Origin of the sequence: Xanthomonas sp. SHU 199 (genome assembly GCF_000364665.1) — a bacterium.
Lineage (GTDB): Bacteria > Pseudomonadota > Gammaproteobacteria > Xanthomonadales > Xanthomonadaceae > Xanthomonas_A > Xanthomonas_A sontii.
In genome coordinates this window covers 1-5,854 of sequence record NZ_AQOI01000081.1, presented here as the reverse complement: position 1 = coordinate 5,854, position 5,854 = coordinate 1, and the positions used below count along the sequence as shown (strand labels likewise).

Sequence of the window (5,854 nt, the reverse complement as noted above, 5' to 3'; positions counted from 1 at the left end):
GCCCGCCAGGCGGCGCCGCGCGATCCGGCGGCGCTGATCTGGGAGGGCATCGTGCTGTCCAGCGAAGCCGGCGAGCGCGGCGGCCTCGGCGCGCTGGGCCTGGTCAAGCGCGCCCGCAGCGATTTCGAGCAGGCGCTGGCGCTGGACCCGGCCGCCCTGAACGGCGCCGGCTGCACCAGCCTGGGCGCGCTGTACTACCAGGTGCCGGGCTGGCCGGTGGGCTTCGGCGACGACGCCAAGGCGCGCGCGCTGCTGCAGCAGGGCCTGCAGTACGACCCGGACGGCATCGACGCCAATTACTTCTACGGCGATTTCCTGCGCGCGCAGAAGGACTGGAGCGGCGCCGCGGCGGCGCTGCGCAAGGCCATGGCGGCGCCGCCGCGGCCCGGCCGCGAGGTGGCCGACCACGGCCGCCGCCAGCAGATCCAGGCGGCGCTGCACGAGGTCGAAACGCATCTTGCCAGCCGCTGAGCGGCCGCCCACACTGCGGTCATGCGCATCCTGCTGGTGGAAGACGATCTGTCGCTGGGAGAGGGCATCCGCACCGCCCTGCGCCGCGCCGCCTATTCGGTGGACTGGGTGCAGGACGGTGCCGCCGCGCTGGCCGCGATCGGCGATGGCGAGATCGACCTGGTGCTGCTGGACCTGGGGCTGCCGCGGATGGACGGGCTGGAGGTGATCCGGCGCACCCGCCAGCTCGGTGCCGACGTGCCGATCCTGGTGCTCAGCGCGCGCGAGCGGCCGGCCGACCGTGCGCTGGGCCTGGACGTGGGCGCCGACGATTACCTGGGCAAGCCCTTCGATACGACCGAACTGCTGGCGCGCACGCGTGCGCTGCTGCGGCGCAGCGCCGGCCGCGCCACGCCGCAGTTGGAGATCGGCGCGCTGCACCTGGACCCGGAGCGCCTGGCGGTGCGCTGGCGCGGCCGTGCCCTGGACCTGACCCGGCGCGAGTTCGCCCTGCTGTGGCTGCTGGCCGAGCGCCACGGCCGCGCCATCGCCCGCGATTCGATCCAGCAGCGGCTGTACGGCTGGGACGAGGATGTGGCCAGCAACGCGGTGGACGTGCACGTGCACCAGTTGCGGCGCAAGCTCGATCCGGCGCTGATCCGCACCGTGCGCGGGGTCGGCTACGCGCTCGACACCCAGGCCGCGACGGCGGCGCCATGAGTTCGATGCGGCGACGCTTGCTGGGCGGCCTGCTCGGCGTGGTGGTGCCGGTGTTCGCGCTGACCGCGCTGCTGAGTTACCGCGCCGGGCTGCAGGAGGCCGGCGAGATGTTCGATGCCAAGCTGGTGCAGTCCTCGCGCGTGTTGCTGAGCCTGGTCGACGAGCCGCTGGACGATCTGTCGCGGCTGGGTCCGGCCGGCGATGCCATCGTGATCCGCGGCTGGCATGGCCAGGCGCAGGGCGTGGGCGAGGCGCTGGCGTTTCGCACCGGGCACGCCTACGAAAGCAAACTCGCGTTCCAGGTGCGCGACCGCAATGGCCATCTGCTGCTGCGCTCGGACAGCGGGCCGACCCGGCAGCTGGCGCCGCTGCGCGCCGGCTTCGCCGACGTCACCCTGGATGGCGACCGCTGGCGCACCTTCAGCCTGCGCTCGCCCGGCGGGCGCTGGTTCCAGACCGGCGAACAGGCCGATATCCGCGAGGAACTGGCCGAGGACATCGCGCTGGGCACGGCCCTGCCGTTGCTGCTGGCCCTGCCGGTGCTGGTGGTGCTGGTGTGGCTGGTGGTGAGCTGGGCCAGCGGCGCCCTGAGCCGGGTCTCGCAGGCGATCGGCGAGCGCGACCCGCAGCGGCTGGAACCGCTGCCGCTGCAGGGCGTCCCGCGCGAGATCCTCGGCCTGGTCGCCGCGGTCAACGGGTTGATGCGGCGCCTGCAGACCGCGCTGGAGCGCGAACGCCGCTTCATCGCCGATGCCGCGCACGAACTGCGCACTCCCATCGCCGCGCTGAAGGTGCACGCCGACAACCTGCGCCAGGCCCGCGACGCCGACGAGCGCAGCGAATCGCAGCGGCACCTGGACGCCAGCGTGCGCCGGGTGGAGCGACTGGTCGCACAGTTGCTGACCCTGAGCCGGGTCGAGCCGGGCGCTGCCGCCGCGGCGCTGTCGTCGCTGGCGCTGGACGCGCTGGTGGCGTTGCAGGTGGAGGAGGCGCGCGATCAGGCCGCGCGCCGCGGTCAGCACCTGCACCTGCGCCGCAACGACCCGGCACGGCTGCCGGCCAACGAGGCGGCGCTGTCGGCGCTGGTGCGCAACCTGATCGACAACGCGCTGCGCTACGCGCCGCCGCAGGGCCAGGTCGAGGTGGCGCTGTGCGCCGGCCGTGACGGCGTCTGCTTCAGCGTCGAGGATTCCGGCCCCGGCATCCCGGCCGAGGCGCGCGAGCGGGTGTTCGCGCGCTTCCACCGCGAGCTGGGCAGTGGCGTGGAAGGCAGCGGCCTGGGCCTGGCGATCGTGCGTGAGGTGGTGACCGCGCACGGCGGCGAGGTGACCCTGGACGCCTCGCCGACCCTGGGCGGCCTGCGCGTCTGCGTGACCCTGCCGCTGCCCCCGTGAGCCAGGCCTGGGCGTCAGGAACACCCTGACATCGGCGCCGAACAGGCAGTGATAGATTAGCCATCTGCCCACAGGGGGTACCCGCGCACCGTTGCAGGTGTGATTCGGAAAGGGATGGAACAGGGGGATCGGCGTCACGATAGTCGCGACGGCGCGCACGCGCTGTGTCGCCGCCTGGGCGTGGTGATATGCCTGCTGCTGGCGCTGTGCTGCGCCAGTGCTGCCGCGCGCGCCGAACCGGCCGCGCCGCTGACCGAGCGCGCGGTGCTCGACCGCCCGGTGATCGCGCGCTGGACCATGGAAGAGGGGCTGCCGCACAACCTGGTGCACGCGCTGGCCCAGGACCGCGACGGCATGATCTGGGTGGGAACCTGGGAAGGCGTGGCCCGCTTCGACGGCCGCGCCTTCACCGTCTTCGATCGCCAGAACACCCCGGGCATGGAGTTGTCGGGCGTGTTCGCACTGCTCGCCGAAACCGATGGCGGCATGCTGGTCGGCACCGCCTACGACGGCGTGTTCCGCTACGCCGCCGGGCGCTGGGAGCATCTGGGCGATGCGCGCGCGCAGCGCCTGCGGGTCACCGCGATGCTGCGCGATGCCGACGGCGCGCTGTGGGTGGGCAGCGAGGACGGCCTGTTCCGGATCGAGGCCGACGGCCGCCTGGTCGATGTCGGCACCGCCGCGGGGCTGCGCCGGACCCGCATCGCCGCGCTGCTGCGCTACCGTGATGCGGTGCTGGTGGGCACCTCGCAGGGGCTGTTCCGCCTGACCGCGCACGGCACGCAGGCGCAACGCTGGGGCACGGCGGCGATGCGCACCGCCTCGATCCGGCGGCTGACCCCCGACCGTCACGGCGGCCTGCTGGTGGCCAGCGACGAGGGCGTGTTCTGGCTCGGCGGCAACGGCGAGCTGCAATGGCTGCGGCGCGGCCAGCGCGTCGATGCCGCGCTGCAGGACCAGGACGGCCAGCTATGGATGAGCCTGTCCAGCGGGCAACTGTTGCGGCGCACCGCCAACGGCGCCAGCGACGAAGTCCTGTCGATCTCCGGCGTGGTCAGCCCCGCGTTGATCGAGGACCACGAGGGCCTGGTGTGGGCCGGCAGCACCGACGGGCTGTTCCGTGTCGCCAAGGGCGACGCCGGCGGCCTGACCCGCCAGGACGGGCTCGGCAGCGACTACGTGCGCGTGGTCGAGCAGAACGCCGATGGCACGATCTGGATCGGCCACGCCGCCGGCGTGGACCGCTGGGAGGGCGGCCGCATCCGCGCGATACGGCTGAGCGAGCGGCCGGGCCGCGATCCATCGGTGCTGGCGCTGGCCGCTGCCCGCGACGGCGGCATGTGGGTGGGCACTTACGACCAGGGCGTGCTGCTGCTGTCGGCCGACGGCACGATCCGGCAACGCCTGGGCGTGGCCGCGGGCGTGCCGCGCTCCATGGTGCGCGCGCTGCTGGCCGATGCCGACGGCGGCCTGTGGATCGGCGGCAACGAGGGGCTGCTGTACCGCAAGGGCGATCGCACGCGGGCCTACGGCAGCGCCGACGGCCTGCCCGGGCGACAGGTGCAGGCACTGTACCGCGACCACGCCGGCGTGCTGTGGATCGGCACCAATCAGGGCGTCGCCACGCTCGCGGGCAACGGCACCCTGCAGGCGCGGCCAAGCGGGCAGGGCTTCCCGGCGCAGAACGCCTTCGACTTCCTCGAAGATGCCGACGGCACCCTGTGGGTCGCCAGCGACCGCGGCCTGCTGCGGCTGCGCGGCGGGCAGTGGCGCATCTACGACCATAGCGTCGGTCTGCCGCGCGACAAGCTGTTCCGGCTGCTCGACGACGGCAACGGCAACCTGTGGGCGAACAGCAACCGCGGCGTGCTGCGCATCGCGCGTGCGCGGCTGGCGGAGCTGGACGCGGGCCAGCGCAGCACCCTGGCGGTGGATGTGGTCGACCGCAGCGACGGCATGCCCGGCGGGCAGGGCAACGGCAGCAGCGCACCGGCCGGCTGGCGCAGCCGCGACGGGGCGCTGCTGATCCCGACCTCGGCCGGGCTGGCGCTGATCGATCCGGCCCTGCCGAGCCGGCGCAACGTGCGTGCGCCGCCGCTGGTGATCTCGCATGTACAGGTGGATGGCGTGGCGCAGCCGCTGCGTGGCGAGTACCGCCTGCACGGCGGTGTCGCCCGGCTCGCGGTCGGCTATGCCGGGCTGAGCTTCCGCTCGCCGGACAAGGTGCGCTACCGCTACCGCCTGCAGGGATTCGACCGGCAGTGGGTCGATGCCGGCAGCAACGAGGAAGCCGTCTACACCAACCTGCCGTCGGGCAGCTATCGCCTGGACGTGCAGGCGATGACCAGTCCGCTGGACTGGTCGCGCAGCGAACGCATCGGCAGCGCCTCGCTGCAACTGCAGCTGGTGCCGCCGTTCTGGGAGCGCTGGCCGTTCGTGGTGCTGGCGGCGCTGTGCGCGACCGGTCTGATCCTGTGGTGGTACCGCGGCCGCAGCTATCGCTACCGGCGCCGCCAGCGCCGGCTCAACACCATCATCGCCGAGCGCACCCACGAGCTGAAGGCCAAGAACCTGGCGTTGAAGCTGGCCAACCTCGAACGCGAGGACCTGGTGCGCAAGCTCGCCTACCAGGCCGGGCACGATGCGCTGACCGGCCTGCCCAACCGGCGCACCGGCGATCCCTATCTCAACACGGCGCTGGAGCGGGCGCTGAGCGCGCGCACGCCGTTGTGCGTGGCGCTGTTGGACATCGACCACTTCAAGAAGATCAACGACGCCTACGGCCACGAGATCGGCGACGAGGTGCTGCGCCGGGTCGGCGAGGCGCTGCGCGACAGCCTCGGCGAGCAGGCGTTCGCCGCGCGCCATGGCGGCGAGGAATTCCTGCTGGTGCTGCCCGGCCTGGACCAGGAGGCGGCGCGCGCGCGCCTGGACGCGCTGCGCCTGCGCGTGGCCGACCTGGTGCTGTACGCCGACGACGGTCGCGCGGTGCGCTTCACCGCCAGCATCGGTTTCGCCTGCCTGTCGCCGGCCCTGCGCACCCGCCGCGACCTGCTGGTGAAGGCCGACAAGCACCTGTACCAGGCCAAGCGCGAAGGCCGCGATCGGGTGGTCGGCTAGGCCGCTGCCGCAACCCGGACGCAGCGCGTCGGTGGCGCAGCGACGAACGTTGTGCGGGAAGCGCGCGCAGGCGCCAGGCAGGCGCCGCGAAGCGCGTGGGGCGTTGCAGTGGGGCGTTGCGCACCGCCGCATCGCTGCGGCGGGCGGGAGACGGCCGGCGCGGGTGCGCC

General features: G+C 73.4%; 4 protein-coding genes. All 4 read left to right on the top strand.

Translation table 11 applies throughout. The features are described 5' to 3' along the window. Positions 1–471 (top strand): tetratricopeptide repeat protein (locus tag D183_RS0104115; protein WP_017907876.1); only part of this gene is annotated, 471 nt, incomplete at its 5' end. Between the two features lie 21 nt (positions 472–492). Beyond that, positions 493–1,170 carry a response regulator transcription factor gene (locus tag D183_RS0104110; protein WP_010344484.1) on the top strand — a complete coding sequence of 226 codons (678 nt, stop codon included), beginning with the start codon at positions 493–495 and terminating at the stop codon, positions 1,168–1,170. 17 nt (positions 1,171–1,187) lie between these two features. Further along, positions 1,188–2,564, top strand: a complete 1,377-nt coding sequence (locus D183_RS0104105) for an ATP-binding protein (RefSeq protein ID WP_017907875.1) — start codon at positions 1,188–1,190, stop codon at positions 2,562–2,564. A 114-nt stretch (positions 2,565–2,678) separates the two neighbouring features. Then, entirely contained in the window at positions 2,679–5,684 is a 3,006-nt protein-coding gene (locus D183_RS0104100; protein ID WP_017907874.1) for a ligand-binding sensor domain-containing diguanylate cyclase, read from the top strand. Positions 5,685–5,854 lie beyond the last annotated feature (170 nt).